Genomic DNA, 18,956 nt, shown 5'->3' with positions numbered 1-18,956 from the left:
GTTTTTGCTGCTAGCTTCGCTCGACAGAGGCGATCCGCAGGGGTATCGCCCACCCGATGAAGGGACCAATGATGTTCCGCTGGAAGGCCACAGCAGCCACCCTCGCCATCGCCGCTCTCGCTCTCACCGGTTGCTCAGGCGCAACCGACGGCGGCGGCACCGGAGAAGAAAGTGGCGGCACTCTCACTCTGGGTGCGATCACGCCCCCCACCACGTTCGACCCCGCGGGCTCCGAATGGGGCAACCGCGCACCGTACTACCAGGCCGTGTTCGACACGCTGCTCCTCGCCACCCCCGAGGGCACGATCGAACCCTGGCTCGCCACCGACTGGTCGTACAACGACGACAACACGGTGCTCACCCTCACCCTCCGCGACGACGTCACGTTCTCGGACGACTCGAAGCTCACAGCCCAGGTCGTCGTGGACAACTTGAATCGCTTCAAATCCGGCACCTCTCCCGACGCGAACTACTTCGCCGACGTCGCCAGCTTCGAGGCCCCTGACGACGCCACCGTCGTGATCACCCTGAACGCCCCCAACCCGGCGCTGCTGAACTACCTCACCCGCGACCCGGGGCTCGTCGGCAGCGGAGAGTCGCTCGACAACGACGATCTCGCCACCAACCCGATCGGCTCGGGCCCCTACGTGCTCGACACCGCGGCGACCGTCACGGGCACGAGCTACACCTACACGAAGAACCCGGACTACTGGAACCCGGACGTGCAGCACTACGACAAGCTCGTGATCAACGTGCTCGCCGACGCCACGGCATCGCTCAACGCCATCAAGGCAGGCGAGGCCAACGGCGTCAAGCTCGCCAGCAACGACAACCTCGCCGAGGTGGAAGGCGCCGGCTGGACCGTGAACGCCAACGAGCTCGACTTCCAGGGACTGCTGCTGCTCGACCGCGCGGGAACCATGAACCCGGCGCTCGCGGATGTGCGCGTCCGTCAGGCGCTCAACTACGCGTTCGACCGCGACGGGCTGCTGCAGGCGCTGCAGGCCGGCAACGGCACGGTGACCACACAGGTGTTCCCGAAGTCGTCTGCGGCGTACGACCCCGAGCTCGACGACTACTACACCTACGACCCGAAGAAGGCGAAGGAGCTGCTGGCCGAAGCAGGCTACGCCGACGGACTCACGCTGTCGATGCCGTCGTCCACGCTTCTGGGCGCCAGCACGTACACGCTCATCGAGCAGCAGTTGAACGACGTCGGCATCAAGGTCGAGTACACCGACCCCGGCAACAACTTCATCGCCGATCTGCTGGCCCCGAAGTACGCTGCGTCGTTCATGGCTCTCGAGCAGAACCCCGACTGGCAGCTGATCCAGTTCATGATCGCCCCGACCGCGATCTTCAACCCGTTCGGATACGACGACCCGAAGGTCGACGAGTACATCTCGCAGATCCAGTTCGGCGACGAGAAGACGCAGGAGTCCGTCGCCAAGGAGCTCAACAAGTACATCGTCGAGCAGGCGTGGTTCGCCCCGTTCTATCGAGTGCAGGGCAGCTTCGCGACCGACGCGAACACGACCGTCGAGATGCTCCCGACGAACGCCTATCCCGCGATCTACGACTTCACGCCGAAGTCCTGACCCGGTCCCTCCGGCCCGCCCGTCTCGCGGGCGGGCCGGATCCCGAATTCCTCTGAGACACAGGAGCGCAGCATGCTCATGTTCATCGTGCGCCGGGTACTCGCCGGCGTCGTCCTGCTCGCCGTCATATCCATCGTGACGTTCGGGCTCCTCTTCCTCGACAGCGCGAACATCGCGCGTCGCATCCTCGGCCAGAACGCCACCGACGAACTCGTCGCCCAGAAGTCGGCGGAGCTGGGACTCGATCGTCCCCTCGCCGTGCAGTACTGGGACTGGCTCACCTCCGCCCTCACCGGCGACCTCGGGCGCTCATGGTTCAACGGCCAGCTCGTCTCGGTGAGCCTGTCGGGCCGCCTCAGCGTCAGCCTCTCGCTCGTGATCGGCGCCACCCTCATCTCGGCCGTCCTCGCGATCGTGCTGGGCGTGCTCGCTGCCCGCCGCGGCGGCTGGGTCGACGCGCTGGTGCAGTTCATCTCGGTGATCGGCTTCGCGATCCCCGGCTTCCTCATCGCCCTGTACCTCGTGCTGCTCTTCGCGATCAACCTGCACTGGTTCAAGGCCACCGGCTACATCCCGATCACCGACTCGTTCGGCGGCTGGGTCACCTCGGTGACGCTGCCGATCGTCGCGTTGTCGATCGGGGCGATCGCGGCGGTCGCTCAGCAGGTGCGCGGCTCGGTGATCGACGCGATGTCCCGCGACTACGTGCGCACCCTCCGCGCCCGCGGCCTCTCCTCCGGCAGCGTCGTGTACAAGCACGTGCTGCGCAACGCCGGCGGCCCCGCCCTGGCCGTGCTCGCCGTGCAGTTCATCGGACTGCTCGGCGGCGCCGTCATCGTGGAGCAGGTGTTCGCCCTGCCCGGCATGGGTCAGCTCACGGTCACCGCGACCACCCAGGGCGACATCCCCGTGGTGATGGGCGTCGTGATCGCGTTCGCCCTGATCGTGCTCATCGTGAACCTCGTCATCGACCTCGCGCAGGCCGCTCTCAACCCGAAGGTGCGACTCTCATGACCGCCATCGAAGTACCCACGGCAGTGCCGACGCCGGCGATGAAGACCTCGCTCATGCGCCGCCTCGTCCGCCGCCCCGTCTCGCTCGCCTCGCTGATCTTCCTCGTGCTGGTCATCGTGGTCGCCGTCATCGGGCGCTGGATCGCCCCGTTCGATCCCAACGTCGCCTCGCTCAAGCTCGTGCTGGCGACCCCCAGCGCAGCTCACCCGCTCGGCGCCGACAGCGCGGGCCGCGACGTGCTGTCGCGGCTGCTCGCCGCCACGCAGATCACCCTGGCCGCCGCCCTCGTCGCGGTGGTCACCGCCCTCGTGATCGGCGTGATCTCGGGTCTGATCGCGGGCTACTACCGCGGATGGTTCGACTCTGTCGCGTCCTGGATCACCTCGCTGGTGATGGCTCTGCCCGGCATGGTCGTGCTGCTCGCGGCGCGCACCGTGCTCGGCCCGAGCGTGTGGCTCGCGATGTTCATCTTCGGCATCCTGCTCGCACCCGCCTATTACCGGCTGGTCTACGCAGCGGTCACCGGGGTGCGCGGCGAACTCTACGTCGACGCCGCCCGCGTCTCCGGCCTCTCCGACCTGCGCATCATCGGCCGCCACATCCTCTCGGTGGTCCGCGCGCCGATCATCATCCAGTCGGCCATCATCACCGGCATCGCGATCGCGATCCAGTCGGGACTCGAATTCCTCGGCCTCGGCGACATGAGCGTCCCCACCTGGGGCGGCATGCTGAACGACGGCTTCGCGAACATCTACAAGCAGCCCCTGCTGATGGTGTGGCCGTCGCTCGCGATCGCCCTCACCGCGATCGCTCTCACGCTGCTCGCCAACGGCATGCGCGACGTGCTCGAGCGCACCACGGTCGTGCGGCGCCGTCGCCGTCGTGCCGTGACCACGGCGACCGGCTCGATCGCCGCCGTGACGACGTCGCTCAGCCTCTCGGGCGGAGATCTCGACGCCCTCGAGGACTCGACGGAGCTGCCGGTGATCGGCGACACCATCGTGCACCCCGACGACGATCGCACCCGCGCGCTCGACGCCGCGCCGATCCTCACGATCTCCGACCTGCGGGTCGGGTACCAGCAGACGCAGGGCGAAGACATCGAAGTCGTGCACGGCGTCTCGTTGCAGATCCGCAAGGGCGAGGTGCACGGCCTGATCGGCGAATCGGGCTCGGGCAAGACCCAGACCGCGTTCGCGGTGCTGGGACTGCTTCCCCGCGGCGGGCAGGTCACCGCCGGCTCGATCGACTTCGAGGGCACGCAGCTGGCGGATGCCTCGGAGCGGGCTTACGCCGGCATCCGCGGCAAGCGCATCGGCTACATCCCGCAGGAGCCGATGAGCAACCTCGACCCCTCGTTCACGATCGGATACCAGCTGGTCGAACCTCTGCGCGCGCACCTTGGTCTGTCGAAGAAGGAGGCGACCGAGAAGGCGCTCGCGCTGCTCGACCGCGTCGGCATCCCGAACCCGAGGCGCACGTTCGAGGCGTACCCGTTCGAAGTCTCGGGCGGCATGGCGCAACGCGTACTGATCGCCGGCGCCGTGTCGACCGACCCCGACCTCATCATCGCCGACGAGCCCACCACGGCCCTCGACGTGACGGTGCAGGCCGAGGTGCTCGACCTCCTGCGCGACCTGCAGAGCGAACGCCAGATGGCGATGCTGCTGGTCACGCACAACTTCGGCGTCGTCGCCGATCTGTGCGATCGGGTGACCGTCATGCAGCAGGGTCTGTTCATCGAGCAGGGCCCCGTCCGCACGATCCTGCGCACCCCCTCGCACGCCTACACGCAGTCGCTGCTGGACGCGATCCTCGACGAGGGTCCGGCCCGCGGCCCGCTCATCACCGCGGGAGCCACCGCGGTGACCGCCGAAGGAGGCCGGTCATGACCAATCTGCTGGAGGTCGCCGACCTCGACGTCACCTATCCGGGCAAGGGGTTCCGCGCGCAGCCGTTCCACGCGCTCAAGGGCGTCTCGCTCGACATCCGTCCCGGCGAGACCGTGGGCCTGGTCGGCGAGTCCGGCTCGGGCAAGACGACGCTTGGCCGAGCGGTGCTGGGTCTGGCTCCCGTGACGGGTGGCTCGGTGAAGTACGACGGCCGCGAGATCGGGCACCTGAACCGCCGCGAGCGCCGCAGCCTCGCGAGCGAGATCCAGGTCGTGTTCCAGGACCCGTACTCCTCGCTGAACCCCTCGATGACGATCGCGCAGATCCTCGCCGAGCCCCTCACCGCGCGCGGCGTCGCCGCGAAAGAGGCCTTCGCGCGGGTCACCGACCTGCTCGACCGGGTGGGCCTGCCGGCGGATGCTGCCCGCCGGCTGCCCCGCGAGTTCTCGGGCGGGCAGCGCCAGCGCGTGGCGATCGCCCGCGCGCTGGCGCTGGATCCCAAGCTCATCGTGTGCGATGAGCCGGTGTCGGCCCTCGACCTGTCGACGCAGGCGCGTGTCCTCGACCTCTTCATCGAGATCCAGGAGCGCACCGGTGTCGCCTATCTCTTCATCTCGCACGACCTCGCGGTCGTCCGCCACATCAGCCACCGCGTGGCCGTGATGTTCCGGGGCGAGCTCGTCGAGACCGGCGACGGCGACCAGGTCACGGCACGCCCGCAGCATCCGTACACCCAGCGGCTGTTCCTCGCCGCTCCCGTACCCGATCCCGACGCGCAGCAGAAGCGCCGCGCCGACCGCCGTGCGCTCATCGACGCGCAGAAGGCCTCAGAAGGAGCCGCAGCATGACCGCCTCGACCGACCACCTCCGCCCCCTGCTCGAGAAGCTCACGCTCGAGCAGAAGGCGGCCCTCGTGCAGGGCGCCGACTTCTGGACGACGGTGCCGCTGCCCGAGATCGGGCTGCGTGCGCTCACGCTCTCCGACGGCCCCGCCGGGGTGCGCGGGCCGCGCTGGGACGAGCGAGAGCCCTCGCTCAACCTGCCCTCGGGCTCGGCGCTGGCAGCGTCCTGGGACACCGACCTCGCCTACCGGTATGGCGCGGCCGCAGCATCCGAGGCCCGCCGCAAAGGGGTCGACGTCGTGCTCGGCCCGACCATCAACCTGCACCGCTCTCCGCTGGGCGGCCGGCACTTCGAGTGTCTGAGCGAGGACCCGGAGCTCACGGCCGAGCTCGGCGCGGCCTACGTGCGCGGCATGCAGGAGAACGGCGTCGCCGCCACCCCGAAGCACTACGTCGCCAACGACTCCGAGACCGACCGCTTCACGGTCGACGTCGAGGTCGACGAGCGCACGTTGCGCGAGGTCTATCTCGCGCCGTTCGAGCGCGCCGTCGAGGCCGGTGCGTGGTCGGTCATGAGCGCCTACAACTCGGTCGACGGCGTGACGATGACCGAGAACGATCTGCTCGAGAACCCGCTGAACAGCGAATGGGGCTTCGACGGCGTCGTCGTCAGCGACTGGACGGCCGTCCGTTCGCTCGACTCCGCCGCCGCCGCGCAGGACCTCGCGATGCCGGGTCCTGCTCCGGCGTGGGCCGACCTGGTCGAGGCCGTTCGCGACGGCCGCGTGCAGGAGGCCGACGTCGACCGCAAGGTGCTGCGCATCCTGCTGCTCGCCGAGCGGGTGGGCGCCCTGGAGGGAACGGATGCCGTCACCCCCGCTCCGCTCGACGGGCCCGCCTTCGCGAAGGAGGCCGCGATCGAGGGCACCGTGCTGCTGCAGAACAGCGGCGTGCTGCCCCTGGATGCGTCCGCGCTGGCGAAGGTCGCGATCATCGGCCACAACGCGAAGGACGCCCGCACGCAGGGCGGCGGATCGGCGACGGTGCTGCCAGAGAAGGTCGTCTCGCCGCTCGACGCGATCCGCGCCGCTCTGCCCGGTGCCGAGGTGGGCTACGAGATCGGCGCGGTCGTGCAGGAGGGCGTCGCCGAGATCCCGCTCGAGTCGATCGTGAACCCCGCGACCGGGGAGCCGGGGCTGCGCGTCTCGTTCCACGACGCCGAGGGCACCGAGCTGTTCGCCGAGAACCGCCGGGCCACGGCGCTGGTGTGGTTCGGCGGAGATGCGCCGATCGGCGCGAGCCGCACGATCGTGCTGGAGACCCGGTTCACCCCGGCCGAGAGCGGCGAGATCCAGCTCGGCTTCGCCGGGGCCAACCCGGGTCGCGTCTTCGTCGACGGCGAGCTCGTGCTCGACGACGTCCCCGTGATCGAGGGCACGGATCTGGGCGCCGCGTTCCTGAACCCGCCGTCGATCACGGCCGCGGTGTCCGTCGAGGCGGGCCGCGCCGTCGACCTCCGCGCGGAGTTCACGCGCGAGTCGCGCGGCGCCCTCGACGGGGCTCTCAGCGTCACACTGGGCATCGCCCCCGAGCGCACCGATCCCGATGAGCTGATCGCCCGCGCGGCCGCCGCGGCGAGCGCGGCCGAGGTCGCGATCGTCGTGGTCGGCACGAACTCGAAGGTGGAGTCGGAGGGCTATGACCGCGTCGACCTCGACCTTCCCGGCCGACAGGACGATCTGGTGCGCGCTGTCGCCGCCACCGGCACGCCCACGATCGTGGTCGTGAACGCGGGCTCCCCCGTGGTGCTGCCCTGGGCGGGCGAGGTCGCCGCGATCGTGCAGGGCTACTTCGGCGGTCAGGAGTTCGGGCATGCGATCGCCGACGTGCTCACCGGCTCCGCCGAGCCGGGCGGACGCCTGCCGACCACGTGGCCGGCCGCGCTGGCCGACGTGCCGGTGACCGACGTCACCCCGGTCGAAGGACGTCTCGTCTACTCCGAGGGACTGCACATCGGCTATCGCGCGTGGCTCAGGAGCGGCGCCCGACCCGCGTTCCCGTTCGGTCACGGTCTCGGTTATACGACGTGGTCGTGGGGCACGGCGCAGCGCCACGGCGACAGCGTCGAGGTGACCCTCGCGAACACCGGCGCCCGCGCCGGCAAGCAGGTCGTGCAGGTGTACGCCGAGCGCACCGACTCGACGGTCGACCGTCCGGCACGCTGGCTCGTCGGGTTCGCCGTCGTGCATGCCGAGCCCGGCCGCACCGTCACCGCGGTCGTGCCGGTACCGGCACGACGTCTGGCGCACTGGGCCGGCGAGTGGGTGGTCGAGCCGGGCGCCTACACGCTGCGCGTGGGCTCCTCGGTCTCCGAGCTGCCGCTGAGCGTCGAGTGGGAGCAGGCATGACTCTCTCCGACCTGACCGGCGCTCTTCAGGGGCGCGCCGACGAGCGGCTCGCCGAGATCGTCGCACGTCTCGAGGGCTTCCTCGCCTCCGACGCCGACCTGTCGTTCCAGGTGGCCGCCTTCCTCGAGGGTGTTCCCGTACTCGATGCCTGGGGCGGCCCGCACCTCGGTGAGCACTCCGCCACCGTGCCGTACTCCGTCACGAAGAACACGCTCGGCCTGTCGGTCGGCCTTCTCGTCGAGCGCGGAGAGCTCGATCTCGACGAGACGGTGGCTCACTATTGGCCCGAGTTCGCCGCCAAGGGCAAGGGCTCGGTCACCGTGCGGCAGCTGCTCTCGCATCAGGCAGGCCTGCCGCAGGCGGCGCCCGCGCTGACCGCCGACGAGCTGCTGGATCATCACGCCGCCGCTGAACGTCTCGCCGCGAGCTGGCCGTTCTGGTATCCCGGCAGCGCGTTCGGCTATCACGCCCTGACGATCGGCAATCTCGGCGATGAGCTCGTCTACCGGGTGACCGGCCGCACGCTGCACGAGTTCTACGAGCAGGAGATCCGTGCCCCGCACGGCGTCGACTTCTACCTCGGCCTCCCCGCATCCGAAGAGGAGCGCCTGATTCCGCTGCTGCCGATGGTGCGACCGGTGTCGGACGCCACTGTGCCATCGTCCTCGGCTCTCGGCCCCGTCGTCTTCGCCTCGCGCAGCGGCGCCATCGACCTCGCCGGCGACCCGGTGAGCTGGCGATACGGACATCCCGGAACCTCGGGCACCGGGACCGCCCGGGGGCTCGCCCGGCTCTTCGCGGCCGCCGTGACCGGTGTCGACGGAGCCGCTCCCTTCCTCTCGGCCGACACCGTGTCGCAGGTCGGGCAGCAGCAGATCCGCGGCTACGACGAGGTGCTGCACCAGCACGACCGCGCGCACGCGATCGTGTTCCAGAAGCCCTCGCAGCAGCTCGCCTTCGGCGGCCCGCGCGCCTTCGGGCACGACGGAGCGATGGGCGCCCTCGCCTGCGTCGACCCCGACACCGGCCTCGCCTTCGCGTGGACCATCGCCCGCGGTCCGTGGCCCGGCGGCGCAGACCCGCGCGCCGTCGCGCTCGCCCGCGATCTCGGCCGCATCCTCTCCTGATCCTCTCCCGCCTCCGGAAGGCACCGCGCATGACCACGCTGCACAACCCCCTCATCAACGGCTTCCACCCCGACCCCTCGGTCGTCCGTGTGGGAGACGAGTGGTTCCTGGCCACGTCGACCTTCGAGTACCTGCCGGGCATCCCGATCCACCGCTCGACCGACTTCGAGAACTGGGAGCTCATCGGCCACGTCGCCACTCGGCCCGGTCAGCTCGCGGTCGAGGATGTGCCGACCGCGGGCGGGGCGTGGGCGCCGACGATCCGGCACCGCGACGGCGTGTTCCACCTCGTCATCACCGACGCGATGGGCCGGGGCATGCTGCACTTCACCGCCACCGACGCCGCGGGGGCGTGGAGCGACGGCGACCTGATCCTGAAGCACGACGGCTCTGGCTCCATCGACGGCATCGACCCCGACATCGCGTGGGGCGAGGACGGAACCGTCTACATCACGTTCTCGGGCCTGATCCTCGGCGGCGAGGGCGCGGGTCAGCACCTCGGCATCCAGCAGGTGCGCGTGGACCTCGAGAACCACGTCGCCCTTGAGGAGCCGCGTTCGGTCTGGTCGGGCACGGGCGGGCAGTTCCCCGAGGCTCCGCACCTCTACGCGGTCGACGGCCGTTGGTACCTCATGATCGCCGAGGGCGGCACCGAACGCGGGCACGGGGTGTCGATCGCCCGCGGCGACTCCCCGGAAGGCCCGTTCGAGACCGCTCCGCAGAATCCGCTGGTCTCGGCACGATCGACGATCCGGCCGATCCAGAACACCGGCCACGGCGACCTCGTGATCGGTCCGGACGGCGACTGGCTGTGCGTGCTGCTCGGCGTGCGCCCCCGGAGCATGACGCGCGCGTTCTCTGCTCTCGGGCGCGAGACCTTCGTGACGGCGGTGCGCTGGGAGGAGAACGGCTGGCCGGCCATCGACCCCGTGCAGCTGAACGTGCGTCCGGGTACCCGCGTCGACATCGACTTCGCCGAGACCCGCGAGCTCGACGGCGAGTGGATCGCGGTGCGCGCCACCCCGGCATCCCTCGTCGATCTCGATGCCCGTCCCGACGCGATCGTGCTGCACGGCGACGGCCGCACCATGAACGACCCCCGGCCCGTCTTCGTCGGCCGGCGGCAGGAGCATCTGACCTGCGCGACGACCGCGCGCATCGACGTCGGCGACGGCACAGGAGGCCTCGCCGTGCGCTACGACGAGCGCTTCCACGTCGAGATCGAGGCGGGGAACGGCGTGATCATCGCACGCGCCGTCGTCGCCGACCTCGTGCAGGAGTGGACGGCCCCGTTCTCCGGCGGCGTGGTCGACCTGCACATCGACTCGCGCCGCCCTGAGGGGAGCGGCGGATTCCCCCGCACGAGCGACGTGTTCCACCTCGCCGCCACGGTCGGCGGCGAGCGCATCGATCTCGCCCAGGTCGACGGACGGTTCCTCGCATCCGAGACCGCGGAGTCGTTCACCGGCCGCGTCATCGGCGTGTACGCCGTGACCGGCGCCGTCGCTCTGCTCAGCTGGAGCGCAGAAGGAGACGACGAATGACGGATGCTGCTCGCATCGCGACGCTGAAGGCGGAGCTGCGCGACGACACGACCTTCGTCGCGACGCCGACGCCTCGTCTGAGCTGGATCGTCACGACGACGGATGCCGGTTGGCTGCAGTCGTCGGCGGAGCTCACCGACGGGGTGCAGTCGGTCGTCGTCGACGGGGCGGACAGCGCACTCGTCGCGTGGCCGTTCGAGCCGCTCACGCCCGGCGACAGCCGGGACGTACGCGTGCGCGTCACCGCCTCGTCCGGTGCTCAGACCGACTGGAGCTCCCCGCTGACCGTGTCGGCAGGGTTCCTCGCCGACGGCGAGTGGATCGCCCAGCCGGTCGGCCTGGCAGACGCCGAGCGCGAGGCGCAGCCCGCCGAGGTGCGCACGGAGTTCACGCTCGACCGGCCCGTCGAACGCGCGCTGCTGTTCTGGTCGGCCCTCGGGGTCGCCGAGCCCGCGGTGAACGGCGCGCCGGTCTCGGACGACGTGCTCGCCCCCGGGTGGACGGCCTACCGTGATCGGCTCGTGCACGAGACCGTCGACGTCACCGCCCTCCTCCGCCAGGGGAGGAACGACCTGAGCGCCACGATCGCCGGCGCCTGGTACACCGAGAAGTACGGCTTCTTCACGTTCACTGACCGCCTCTACGGCACCCAGCCCTCGTTCCTCGCCCAGCTGCGCGTGACCTACGCAGACGGCGTCGTCGAGACTCTCGCCGCGACCGGCGCCGACTGGCAGGCCGCGGGCGACGGCCCTGTCGTCGACAGCGGCATCTACCCCGGGGAGCATCAGGACCTGCGCCGCGCCGCGACCGCGTGGACGCCGGCGCGCGTGGGCGCCGCCGCCCTGCCCGGATTCGAGCACGTCCCGGTGCCCGAGGCGCGCATCGCCCCGCCGGTCCGACGAATTCAGACGCTCCCCGTGGCCGAGGTGATCGCGACGCCATCGGGCGGCCGCATCCTCGACTTCGGCCAGAACCTGGTCGGACGCCTCCGCATCCGCGCCACGGCACCCGCCGGCACCCGCTTGGTCGTCCGGCACGCCGAAGTCCTCGAAGACGGCGAGCTCGCGCTGCGGCCGCTGCGCAACGCCGCAGCGACCGCGACCTTCGATCTGTCGGGCGACGACGACGTGCTGGAGTCGCACTTCTCCTTCTACGGCTTCCGCTACGCCGAGATCACCGGCCTCGACGTCTCCCCTGCCGACGTCGAGGCCGTGGTGCTGCACACCGACATGACCCGCACGGGCTGGTTCGAGGCATCCGACCCCCTGGTGAGCCGTCTGCACGAGAACGTCGTGTGGGGCATGCGCGGCAACTTCCTGTCGATCCCGACCGACTGCCCGCAGCGCGACGAGCGGCTGGGCTGGACCGGCGACATCCAGGTGTTCGCCCCGACCGCGAGCTTCCTGTACGACTGCGACGGCTTCCTCACCTCCTGGCTGCGCGACCTCGCGTTCGAGCAGGGGCGCAACCACGGAGCGGTGCCTCTCGTCGTCCCCGCCGCGCTCCCCGGGTTCGGCGCATCCGGCGGAGCGACTCCCGCCGCGTGGGGCGATGCCGCGACCGTCGTGCCCACGGTGCTGTTCGAGCGCTTCGGCGACCGCGCGGTGCTCGCCGCGCAGTACCCGAGCATGCGCGACTGGGTCGATGCGGTCCTCCGCGACGCCGGCGACAGCGGCCTGTGGGCTGGACGCATGCAGCTCGGCGACTGGCTCGATCCGGCCGCTCCGCCAGACCAGCCCGGCAAGGCGAAGGTCGATTCCGACATCGTCGCCTCGGCGTACCTCGCCCAGTCGCTGCGGCAGGTGGCGGATGCCGCACGCCTGCTCGGGAACGAGACGGATGCCGCGACATATGCCGCTCTCGCCGAGCGCAGCCGCGCGGCCTTCATCGCCGAGTACGTGACTCCGGCCGGGCGAATGATGAGCGACGCCGTCACCGCCTACGCTCTCGCCCTCGAGTTCGAGCTCGTGACGGATGCCGCGCAGCGCGCCGCTCTCGGCGACCGCCTCGCGGCGCTCGTCCGCGAAGGCGGCTACCGCATCGCCACGGGCTTCGTCGGCACCCCGCTCGTCGCCGACGCCCTCACGGACACCGGGCACCTCGCCACCGCCGAACGCCTGCTGCTGCAGACCGAGTGCCCCTCGTGGCTGTACCCGGTCACGCAGGGCGCGACCACCGTGTGGGAACGCTGGGACTCGCTGCTTCCCGACGGATCGGTCAACCCGGGTGAGATGACCTCGTTCAACCACTACGCGCTCGGCGCGGTCGCCGACTGGCTGCATCGCACGGTGGCCGGCCTCGCCCCCGCTGCCCCCGGTTACCGTCGGCTGCGAATAGCCCCTCGACCGCTCACGGCGCTCGACCATGCGTCCGCCCGGCACGAGACGCCCTACGGCACCGCCTCGGTCTCCTGGGTGCGCGACGGGGACGACGTCGTTGTCACCGCGGTCGTCCCCGCGAACACCACCGCCGAGGTGTCGGTGCCTGGCGCGCCCGAAGCGGTGCGATCCGGTACGCACGAGTGGCGGTATCGGGAGCCCGCGGCATCCGCTCTTCCCGCCCTGCCGGGCCTGCACGCCTCGCTCGCCGATGTGATCGACGACCCGCGGGCGTACCGTGCGCTGCTCGGCACTCTCGCCGAGATCGATCCCGACCGCGCCGAGGCCGTGCGCTCAGGGACCGTGTGGGGTGCGGGTCGACCGCTGTCGACCGCTCTCATGTTCACCCCGCCCGATGTGCTCGCCCGCGTCGACGACGCCGTGCGCGCCGCCACCGCCTGACGCCCCCGCCTGACGCCCCCGCCTGACAGAGGAGACCTGATGTTCGACCGCCGCTCCACCTTCGGAGAAGCCCTCGACAACCCCGCGGCCCGCGCCGTGCTCGAACGGCTGATGCCCGGCTTCGCCGCATCGCCCATGGCCGTGCAGTTCCGCGACGGGCGCCTCGGATCGCTCATCGCCCTCGTGCCCTCGCTCGAGACGCCGGAGGCGCGCGAGCGGCTGTGGGCCGAGCTCGCCGAGATCGGCGACGAGGTGCAGCGGCCTCCGTACGCGCCGGCGATCGCGCCCGATCCGGCGTACGAGGCCGACGACGTCACGCGCGGCTCGGCGGCGCTGTCGGTGCCGGAGACGGTCACGCAATGGGCTCCACTCGAGATCCGCATCGACGGACCCTCGCACGGCAACCCGTTCGTCGACGTCGAGCTCGAGGCGGTGTTCTCCCGCGCCGGCCAGGATGTGCGGGTCGGCGGGTTCTACGACGGCGACGGCGTCTACATCATCCGGGCGCTGGCGGATGCCGAGGGCGAATGGCGCTTCGTCACCCGCTCGACCGCCCGCTCGCTCGACGGTCTGACTGGATCCGTCACGGTCGGGTCTCCTGCCGAGGGCGCGCACGGACCGGTGCGCGTCGACGGCTTCCACTTCCGGCACGCCGACGGCACGAGGCACCGGCCGCTCGGCACCACCGCCTACGCGTGGACGCACCAGCCCGAAGAGCTGCAGGAGCAGACGCTGGCGACGCTCGCCGAGGCGCCGTTCACGAAGATGCGCATGTGCGTGTTCCCGAAGTCGTATCTGTACAACGCGAACGAGCCGGCCGACTTCCCGTTCGTCGGCTCACTCGATGACGGCTTCGACCTGGAGCGGTTCGACCCCGCCCACTTCCGCCGTCTGGAGCAGCGCATCGTGCAGCTGGCCGAGCTCGGCATCCAGGCCGACCTCATCCTGTTCCACGCGTACGACCGCTGGGGCTTCGCCGACCTCGGTCCGGCCGTCGACGACCGCTACCTGCGCTACGTCGTGCGGCGGCTGAGCGGGTTCGCGAACGTGTGGTGGTCGATGGCGAACGAGTACGACCTGCTGTGGGCGAAGGACACCGCCGACTGGGAACGCCTGGCCGCGATCGTCGGCGCGGAGGATCCGTTCGGGCATCTGAACTCGATCCACAACTGCCGCCCGTTCTACGACTACTCGATGCCGTGGATCACCCATGTGAGCGTGCAGCGCGTCGACGTGTACCGCACCGCCGAGAACACCGACGAGTGGCGCGAGCGCTGGGGCAAGCCCGTCGTGATCGACGAGTGCGCCTACGAGGGCGACATCGACCAGGGCTGGGGCAACATCACCGGGGAGGAGATGGTGCGGCGCTTCTGGGAGGGGGCGGTGCGCGGCGGCTACGTCGGCCACGGCGAGACCTACCTGCCGTCGGCGCTCGGGCTCGACGACGAGGTGCTGTGGTGGTCGAAGGGAGGGGTGCTGCACGGCTCGTCGCCCGACCGCATCCGCTTCCTCGAGCAGTTGCTCGCCGAGGCTCCCGATGGTGTCTGGGATCCGCTGCCCGGCGACTGGGACGTGCCGTGGGGCGGCGTCGCCGGCCGGGTGAAGATCGGCTACTTCGGCTTCAACCGGCCGCGCTTCCGCAACGTCATGCTCGAGGAGGGCGAATGGACGATCGACGTGATCGACACGTGGAACATGACGGTGGAGCGGATGTCGGGCACCTACCCGGCCGGATCCGCCCGGGTCGAGCTCCCCGGCCGGCAGTTCATGGCCGTGCGCCTCACCCGGGTCTGAGTCCGCGCACGGACCTCGCCGCTCCGATCGTCGGCAACTCTCGACGGGCGTCGCAGTCGGCCACTCGGAGCTAGAGCCCTGATGAGGCCCGGAGCGAGACGGCATCCTCGCTGGGCGACGCCCCGAACTCCCGTCGGTACTCGCGGCTGAACTGCGACGGGCTCTCGTAGCCGACCGCATACGCGGTCGCGCCGATGTCACCGGGGCTGGCGATCAGGCGCAGTCGGGCCTCCTGCAACCGGATGCTCTTCTGGTACTGGATGGGGCTCATCGACGTGACCGCGTGGAACGCACGATGGAACGCCGAAGGGCTCATCCTCGCGAGGTCGGCGAGGTCGTCGACGCGAAGCGCCTCGGCGAAGTGCTCCCGTATCCAGCGAACGACGTGGCGGACGCGACTGAGGCTGCTGTCGGCGAGCCCGAGCTGACGCACGGTCGCGCCCTGATCGCCCGACATGATCAGCCAGAGGATCTCCCTCTCGATCATCGGCGCGAGCACCGGAATGTCTCGGGGGTGGTCGAGCAGCCGCAGCATGCGGACGGTGGCGTCGAGCAGCCGCGGTGAGGTGTCGCCGACCGCGATCGCCGGCGGCGACGACTCGCCCCTCGACGGTCGGGGGAACTCTGCCGCAGCGGCGGTGAGCATCAGCTCGGCGATCGCCTCCGGACGCAGCTCCAGACCGAATCCCAGCGCCGGGTGCTCAGGGGTGGCATCGGTGAAGTGCCCGGAGACCGGGAGATCCACGGATGCGACCAGGTACTGTCCGGCCCCGTAGTCGTGGACCGTTCCTCCCACCGAGAGTCGCTTGGTGCCCTGAGCGACGATGGCGAGGATCGTGCCCGTCGTGGACTCGTCCTGCGAACCGCCATCGTCCATCCGCGACACGAGCACGCCGGGGATGGTCGTCGAACTGATACCACCCGGTGCATGTCGCGCCACGAGGGCGCGGAACTCGTCGAAGGACATGTGAAGAGTGAAGCATCAACCCTCGTGGAAGGCATCCATTTCTGTCGAGCACGGCAGCTTTGTGCAAGGAGTCGACGGGATTCCCCTAACTCGTCGCGTGCGGCTGACGGTTGTGTTGAAGCATGAACGAACAGACACCTGACCAGAAGATCGTCGTCGTCACCGGAGCGAGCTCCGGCATCGGACGCGGCGCCGCCATCGAGATCGCCGCCCGCGGAATGGGCGTCGTCATCACGTACAACGCACGCCCCGAGGGGGCCGAGAGGACTGTCGAGGAGATCCGGGAGAACGGCGGCACCGCCGTCGCGCTGCCGCTCGACATCAGCCGCTCCGACACCTTTCCCGACTTCGCGAATGCACTCGCCCGCGTGCTGAGGAGCGAGTGGGGCGCGGATCGCGTCCACGCACTGGTGAACAACGCGGGTTTCGGCGGCGGCATGAGCTTCGAGGAGATGACCGAGGACGCGTTCGACGCCTACTACCGGGTGCTCCTGCGCGGTCCGTACTTCCTCACCCAGGCCCTCCTGCCTCTGATCGATGACGGCGGTGCGATCGTGAACACCTCCAGCAGCTCCGTGCGGCCCGGTGACACGGAGCCCGGCTACTCCGGGTACGCCGCGATGAAGGGCGGCTTGGTCATCGCCACCCGCTTCCTCGCCAAGGAGCTCGCCGGCCGGTCGATCCGCGTGAACTCCATCGCCCCCGGCCCCACCCGGACCCGTCTGGGCGACAACGCCTTCGAGCGGTTCCCGGAGGTGATCGAAGGGCTCGCAGCGAAGACCGCCTTCGGCCGCATCGGCGAGCCGGCCGATGTCGGGAAGGTCATCGCGTTCCTCGTCTCCGATGACTCGGCGTGGATCACCGGCCAGGACATCCAGGCTTCAGGAGGGTACGCACTGTGAGCGTCCGCGGCAAGGTGCGGGTCGGGCCATGAAGGATCGCACGTTCGGCTCAGGCGGCTCGCTGATCCGAGCGGTCGCCAGTCGCGAAGGCCATCGCGTCACCACGCTGGAGCTCTTCTTCGACCTTGCGTTCGTGTTCGCGTTCACTCAACTCAGTCGCCTGATGGCGCAGCAGCATGACGCCCTCGGCATCCTGCAGGCGATGGTCGTCCTCGCGCTGCTGTGGTGGGCCTGGACCGCTTACGGATGGCTCACCAACATCGCCCACGCAGACCACGGCGTCGTGCGTGTGGCGATGATCATCGGCATGACCGCGATGTTCGTCGCCGGCCTCGTCGTCATGGAGGCCTACGACGATCTGCCAGGCGGTCTGTCCGGTCCCCTCGTGTTCGTCGGCGCCTATCTCGTCGCCCGGGTCGCTCATGCGATCGTCTTCGTGTGGCTCGCGGACCCTGCACTCCGTCGACGCACGCTGATCACCGTCGCCCTCTCCGTCGTTCCGTCCGGAGCACTCCTCGTCGTCGGTGCTCTGCTCGGCGGCCCGTGGCAGATCTGGTGCTCGATCGCCGCAGTCGCGATCGAGCCCATCGTGTCCTACCGCACGAGCATCGGCATCGCCTGGCCGGTACGCTCCACCGCTCATTTCACCGAGCGGCACGGACTGATCGTGATCCTCGCCCTCGGTGAGTCCATCCTCGGTATCGGCGCCGGGGCTGCGACTGAGCCGATCAGCGTCGGAATACTCAGCGGTGTGGTCTTGTCGATGCTCATCTGCATCGCGCTGTGGTGGGCCTATTTCACTCGGCTGGCAGGCGAGGCCGAGCACGCGCTCCAGGCCATCCACGCCTCAGCCCGGGGGCGCGCTGCGACCGGCGCCTACACCTACCTCCACCTGCTGCTGGTCGGCGGGATCGTTCTCGCCGCGCTCGGCCTCGAGGTCGCGATGGCACACATCGAATCCACCGAGAGTCTCGGGTTCTTCGGAGCCGCCTCGCTCGCGGGAGGAACCGCGTGCTACCTGGTGGGAGCCGCAGCATTCGCGCGACGCCTGCTCGGCACGTGGAACGCCGTACGCCTCACGATCGCCGCGATCTTCCTCGTGCTGGCGCCGGTGATCAGCATGCTCCCCGCTCTCTCGGCGTTGGCGAGCGTCGTGGGCCTGCTCATCGTGCTGTTCATCGCAGAACGAAACCTCCTGCCGAAGCCTGTCGCGAACCGTTCACGTTCAGTTGAGGAGTAGGTCTTCGGTGTGCCGCCACAGTTCCTTCTGGGTCGCCGGGTCGTCTCCGGGAGCTGCGGGCTCGATCGCACGGGGGCCGCGGACCGTCCAGTACTCGCCGTTTCGGGTTCGGTAGTCGGGGTGCGTGGCGAGTCGGACGATGAGTCCGGCGCCCCGGTCGGGGTCGCCGATGCGGAGAGATCTGAGGATCCGTTCGATGATGGCGGCGCCTCGGACTTCTCGTCCGAGGCCGGTGACGTTGAAGCCGGGATCGAGACAGAGCGCGGTGACGTTCGTAGTGGCGTTTCGCCGGGCTAGCTCTTTCGTGAACATGATGTCGAGGAGCTTGCTCTTGCCGTAGAGCACGGAGGACCCGCGAGCGCGGAAAGCGGGGGTGCCGGTGAGGTCCTCAGGCAGGCGGAGCGTGCCGTGTCGGCGTGAGGCCTCGGAGGCGACCGTGACGACTCGCGCGGAGGGCGCGGCTTCGAGTGCTGGCCGGAGTTCGTGGGTGAGCAGCCAGGGGGCGAGATAATTGACGGCGATCATCTCGGAGTAGCCGTCAACGGTGGTGCGCGCTTCGAAGGCATGGAGTCCGGCGTTGTTGACAAGAACGTCGACCTGGGCGTGGGCGTCGGCGATCTCCCGGCCCAGCCTGCGGACCTCGTCCATGCGGGAGAGATCCGCGATGGGTGTCTCGACCGTGGCGGTCGGTGCGACTCGCCTGATGAGCGATGCGGTTTCGGCTGCCCTCTGGGCGTTGCGAGCGGGGAGGACGAGGTGCGCCCCCTGCTCCGCGAGGCGCAGGGCGACGAGTTGTCCGAGGCCGCTCGTGGCGCCGGTGAGGACGATGACGGGTGGGGACATGGAGC

At 70.0% G+C, this 18,956-nt stretch carries 13 protein-coding genes; 11 read left to right on the top strand and 2 right to left on the bottom strand.

Going from position 1 to position 18,956, the window contains the following annotated elements:
• Positions 1-68: 68 nt before the first annotated feature.
• The 9 genes from QFZ53_RS05715 (at position 69) to QFZ53_RS05675 (ending at position 14,999) form a co-directional block, all read left to right on the top strand.
• Positions 69-1,598 carry an ABC transporter substrate-binding protein gene (locus tag QFZ53_RS05715; RefSeq protein ID WP_307294470.1) on the top strand — a complete coding sequence of 510 codons (1,530 nt, stop codon included), beginning with the start codon at positions 69-71 and terminating at the stop codon, positions 1,596-1,598.
• 72 nt (positions 1,599-1,670) lie between these two features.
• The gene (locus tag QFZ53_RS05710) at positions 1,671-2,612 is read left to right on the top strand and encodes an ABC transporter permease (RefSeq protein WP_292907333.1); all 942 of its coding nucleotides are present in this window, start codon (positions 1,671-1,673) and stop codon (positions 2,610-2,612) included.
• Positions 2,609-4,504: a dipeptide/oligopeptide/nickel ABC transporter permease/ATP-binding protein gene (locus QFZ53_RS05705; RefSeq protein WP_292907335.1), complete on the top strand. Its 1,896-nt coding sequence runs from the start codon at positions 2,609-2,611 to the stop codon at positions 4,502-4,504. The genes QFZ53_RS05710 and QFZ53_RS05705 overlap by 4 nt, the downstream gene beginning before the upstream one ends.
• Positions 4,501-5,352, top strand: coding sequence for an ATP-binding cassette domain-containing protein (locus tag QFZ53_RS05700; protein WP_307294463.1), 852 nt, complete (start codon positions 4,501-4,503; stop codon positions 5,350-5,352). Before QFZ53_RS05705 ends, QFZ53_RS05700 begins: the two co-directional genes overlap by 4 nt.
• Positions 5,349-7,754, top strand: coding sequence for a glycoside hydrolase family 3 protein (locus QFZ53_RS05695; protein WP_307294460.1), 2,406 nt, complete (start codon positions 5,349-5,351; stop codon positions 7,752-7,754). The genes QFZ53_RS05700 and QFZ53_RS05695 overlap by 4 nt, the downstream gene beginning before the upstream one ends.
• On the top strand, positions 7,751-8,881 hold the full coding sequence (locus QFZ53_RS05690) for a serine hydrolase domain-containing protein (protein WP_307294457.1): 1,131 nt from the start codon (positions 7,751-7,753) through the stop codon (positions 8,879-8,881). Before QFZ53_RS05695 ends, QFZ53_RS05690 begins: the two co-directional genes overlap by 4 nt.
• Before the next feature lie 29 nt (positions 8,882-8,910).
• Positions 8,911-10,425: a glycoside hydrolase family 43 protein gene (locus QFZ53_RS05685; protein ID WP_307294454.1), complete on the top strand. Its 1,515-nt coding sequence runs from the start codon at positions 8,911-8,913 to the stop codon at positions 10,423-10,425.
• Positions 10,422-13,205 (top strand): alpha-L-rhamnosidase, encoded by a 2,784-nt coding sequence (locus QFZ53_RS05680; protein WP_307294452.1) that lies wholly within the window; start codon positions 10,422-10,424, stop codon positions 13,203-13,205. The genes QFZ53_RS05685 and QFZ53_RS05680 overlap by 4 nt, the downstream gene beginning before the upstream one ends.
• Positions 13,206-13,244: 39 nt before the next feature.
• Entirely contained in the window at positions 13,245-14,999 is a 1,755-nt protein-coding gene (locus QFZ53_RS05675) for a DUF5605 domain-containing protein (RefSeq protein WP_307294450.1), read from the top strand.
• 70 nt (positions 15,000-15,069) lie between these two features.
• Here the strand turns inward: QFZ53_RS05675 and QFZ53_RS05670 are convergent, their stop codons facing one another.
• The gene (locus QFZ53_RS05670; RefSeq protein WP_307294447.1) at positions 15,070-15,966 is read right to left on the bottom strand and encodes an AraC family transcriptional regulator; all 897 of its coding nucleotides are present in this window, start codon (positions 15,964-15,966) and stop codon (positions 15,070-15,072) included.
• Positions 15,967-16,088: 122 nt separating this feature from the next.
• Between QFZ53_RS05670 and QFZ53_RS05665 the strand changes: the two genes are divergently transcribed.
• A complete protein-coding gene (locus QFZ53_RS05665) occupies positions 16,089-16,868 on the top strand; it encodes an SDR family NAD(P)-dependent oxidoreductase (protein WP_307294445.1) in 780 nt (259 codons plus the stop codon).
• Positions 16,869-16,896: 28 nt separating this feature from the next.
• The gene (locus QFZ53_RS05660) at positions 16,897-18,108 is read left to right on the top strand and encodes a low temperature requirement protein A (protein ID WP_307294444.1); all 1,212 of its coding nucleotides are present in this window, start codon (positions 16,897-16,899) and stop codon (positions 18,106-18,108) included.
• On the opposite strand, the gene QFZ53_RS05655 is transcribed toward QFZ53_RS05660, so the two are convergent.
• Entirely contained in the window at positions 18,094-18,951 is an 858-nt protein-coding gene (locus QFZ53_RS05655) for an SDR family NAD(P)-dependent oxidoreductase (protein WP_307294441.1), read from the bottom strand. The genes QFZ53_RS05660 and QFZ53_RS05655 overlap by 15 nt on opposite strands.
• Positions 18,952-18,956 lie beyond the last annotated feature (5 nt).

Origin of the sequence: Microbacterium natoriense, from assembly GCF_030816295.1 — a bacterium.
Taxonomy (GTDB): Bacteria; Actinomycetota; Actinomycetes; order Actinomycetales; family Microbacteriaceae; genus Microbacterium; species Microbacterium natoriense_A.
Note: the sequence above shows the minus strand (reverse complement) of the source record. Positions and strands in the feature narration are given on the sequence as shown.